This is a genomic window from Nonomuraea sp. SBT364 (assembly GCF_001083785.1).
Classification (GTDB): domain Bacteria; phylum Actinomycetota; class Actinomycetes; order Streptosporangiales; family Streptosporangiaceae; genus Nonomuraea.
In genome coordinates this window covers 1-2,534 of the sequence record NZ_LAVL01000325.1, presented here as the reverse complement: position 1 = coordinate 2,534, position 2,534 = coordinate 1, and the positions used below count along the sequence as shown (strand labels likewise).

Sequence of the window (2,534 nt, the reverse complement as noted above, 5' to 3'; positions counted from 1 at the left end):
CCCCGTTTCTGAACCCCGCCCCCGCCCATCATCCAGAGGAACCTTCCGGGTACGGGCGGGCACGGGGTTCAGAAACGGGGCGGGCGCGCCCCCGGTGTGGGGCGCGCCCGTGGGCCGCGCGGGCCGTACGGCTCCCGGTGCCGATCCTCCCTCGGCCCGCGCGGAGATCAGGGTGAGGCGCAGGTGTAGCCCGAGGGGGTCTGGGTGTTGCCGTTCGGGCGGCTGACCTGGAAGCCGAAGCTGGTGCTGGCGTTGGCGGCCAGGGTGCCGTTGTAGGAGGCGTTCTTGGCGGTCACCGTCTGCCCGCTGGTGGTCAGGGTGGCGTTCCAGGAGCCGGTCAGGGTGTGGCCGGCGGGCAGGGTGAAGGTGACCGTCCAGCCGTTGACCGGCGAGGAGCCGGTGTTGGTGACCGTCACCGGCTGCACGACGTAGCCGCTGTTCCACTGGGTCTGCACGGTGCCCGCCGCGGTGCAGGGGCCGCCGGGGCCGCCGCCGCCCGTGGTGGTCTCGAAGGTCACCGTCGGCGACGGGGTCGACAGGTTGCCGGCGCCGTCGCGGGCGCGCACGTACACCTGGTAGGCGGTGGCGGCCGACAGGCCGGTGAGTGTGGTGGAGTTGGTGGACGACTGGCCGAGCAGCGTGTCGGTGCTGCCCTGCTCGCGGTAGACGTTGTAGCCGGCCAGGCCGCTGCCGCCGGAGTCGGTGGAGGCCGACCACGACAGGGCCGCCGAGTTGCTGGTGACGCCGGACGCCGCCGGGGTGCCCGGGGCGGTCGGCGGGGTGGTGTCGTTGCTGGTGCCGCCGGCGAGCGCGTCGTGCACGGCGGTGTAGGACGGCTTGGCCTGGTAGCTCTCGTTGTAGATGAGCGCGGCGCCCTCGCCGGAGAAGGTGTCGGGCACCCAGGAGTGCTTGTCGGTGAAGCCCCAGATGGTGACGCCGGCGCAGGCGGTGACGGCGAGGCAGGCGTTCACCACGTTGCGGTAGTAGGTCGCCTGGGTGGTGTCCTTGGCGGAGTCGCGGGGCATCTGCATGCGGACGTCCAGTTCGGTGATGCGCACCTGGACGCCGAGGTCGGCGAAGCGCTGCAGGTTCTGCTGCAGGTCGTTCGGGAAGCCGTACTGGATGGCCAGGTGGCTCTGGAAGCCGACGCAGTCGACGGGCACGTTCTGCTGGCGCAGCGACCGGACGAGGTTGTACATGGCGGTGCTCTTGGCGTTGATGCCTTCGACGTTGTAGTCGTTGATGCACAGCCGGGCGTCGGGGTCGGCGGCGCGGGCGTAGCGGAAGGCGTCGGCGATGTAGCTCTGGCCGAGCGTGTTGTACCAGAACGAGGTGCGCATGTTGCCGTTGTCGTCGAAGACCTCGTTCACCACGTCCCAGGAGACCAGGGACGGGTTGCCGGCGTAGCGGCCGGCGACCGCGTCGATGTGGTTGCGTATCGCCTCGCGCATGGCGGTGGCCGACAGGTTCTGCACCCAGTTCGGGGTCTGGTTGTGCCAGACGAGCGTGTGGCCGTGGACCTGCTGGTCGTTCTGCTCGGCGAAGTCCATGATGGCGTCGGCGCCGGAGAAGTTGAACTGGCCCTGGCTGGGCTCGGTGGCGTCCCACTTCATCGCGTTCTCGGCGGTGATCTGGTTGAACTCGGTGGCCGCGATGTTGCGGTACTGGGTCTCGTTCGACAGCGGGCCGGTGGCGAGGGCGGCGCCGATGAACTTGCCGCGCGCGGCGGCGTGCTGACGCAGGGCCGCCGAGGCGTCGGCGGGGCCTGCGGGAGCCAGGAACACGGTCAGCAGCGCGAGCGCGGCCGCCGCCGTGAGGGTTCTGATCCGGGCTCCGGATCTGTTGAGCGATGTCGAGAGCACGAGCACCTACCTCCGCGAAGTTCCGATCCCGAAAGTTTCACCAGCCCGGGACCCTTGCGGGGAAGGTATTGACATGCGGCAGCGCGGTCAATGCCAGGAAGAGCGCGGCGCCATCGGCGCAGGTGGCGAACAGAAACTATCGGAGTGCATGTGAAACTTTCATCCGCGGGTCCAGAGGCAGAACGGGTGACCCGCCGGGTCGAGGTAGACGCGGACGTCGTCCTGTGGCTGGTGATCGGCGAGCCTGGCGCCCGCCTCCTCGGCCAGGGTGCCGGCGGCCGCGAGGTCGCTCACCTCGATGTCCAGGTGCGCCATCATGCGCTGGCGGCCGGGAGCGGGGGGCCAGACCGGCGGGACGTAGCCCTCGTCGGTCTGGAAGGACAGCCCGGCGCCGCCGCCGGGGGCGCGCAGCGTCACCCACCCGGGCTCGTCCTGCTCCGCTTCCCAGCCGAGCAGCCGCCGGTAGAAGCCGGCCAGAGCGCGGGCGTCGGGCGAGTCGAGGACGGTGGCCGAGAGCGTGAAGGTCGAAGGCATGCCTCCATCATCGCCGCACACGGGAGCCGGGGGCGGGCGGGGAGCCCCCGCGCCCGCCCCCCCCGGGGGGGCGGGGGGGGGGGCGCGGGGGTGCCCCCCCCCCCCCCCCCCCTCTCTTTTTTAACTACCCCCGCCCCC

Annotated in this window: 2 protein-coding genes; both read right to left on the bottom strand. The window is 71.3% G+C overall.

Features of this window, described 5'->3' with window-relative positions; all coding sequences use genetic code 11:
- Positions 1 to 167: 167 nt before the first annotated feature.
- Positions 168 to 1,862: an endo-1,4-beta-xylanase gene (locus ADY59_RS47035; protein ID WP_231619247.1), complete on the bottom strand. Its 1,695-nt coding sequence runs from the start codon at positions 1,860 to 1,862 to the stop codon at positions 168 to 170.
- Between the two features lie 159 nt (positions 1,863 to 2,021).
- The gene (locus ADY59_RS47030) at positions 2,022 to 2,396 is read right to left on the bottom strand and encodes a VOC family protein (protein ID WP_049577806.1); all 375 of its coding nucleotides are present in this window, start codon (positions 2,394 to 2,396) and stop codon (positions 2,022 to 2,024) included.
- Positions 2,397 to 2,534 lie beyond the last annotated feature (138 nt).